Annotated in this window: 1 protein-coding gene; it reads right to left on the bottom strand. The window is 67.5% G+C overall.

The annotated features are described in order from the left end of the window. On the bottom strand, positions 1–311 hold a 311-nt coding region (locus DBV10_RS22630), incomplete at both ends, for a MotA/TolQ/ExbB proton channel family protein (protein WP_199740241.1).

Genomic DNA, 311 nt, shown 5'->3' with positions numbered 1-311 from the left:
GGCCGTGTGGCCCATGGACGCGGGCTGGGCGCCCAGGTTGCGCTGCAGGATGTTGGAGAACTCTTCGATGAAGGTCTCCTGGTGCGTGGCCACGCGGTCGATGTCGCGGGCGAAGCGGTTGTAGGCGATCACGGCGGGGATGGCTGAAAACAGGCCGATGGCCGTGGCCACCAGGGCTTCGGCAATGCCGGGTGCCACGGTGGCCAGCGTGACTTGCTCCATGCCGGCAAAGCCGGTGAAGGCGTGCATGATGCCCCACACCGTGCCGAACAGGCCCACATACGGCGACACCGAGCCCACCGAGGCCAGGA

Origin of the sequence: Acidovorax sp. FJL06 (genome assembly GCF_003852545.1) — a bacterium.
In the GTDB taxonomy this organism is placed as follows: Bacteria; Pseudomonadota; Gammaproteobacteria; order Burkholderiales; family Burkholderiaceae_C; genus Acidovorax.
The sequence above is the reverse complement of the archived record's forward strand: the minus strand, read 5'-3'. Positions and strand labels throughout refer to the sequence as shown.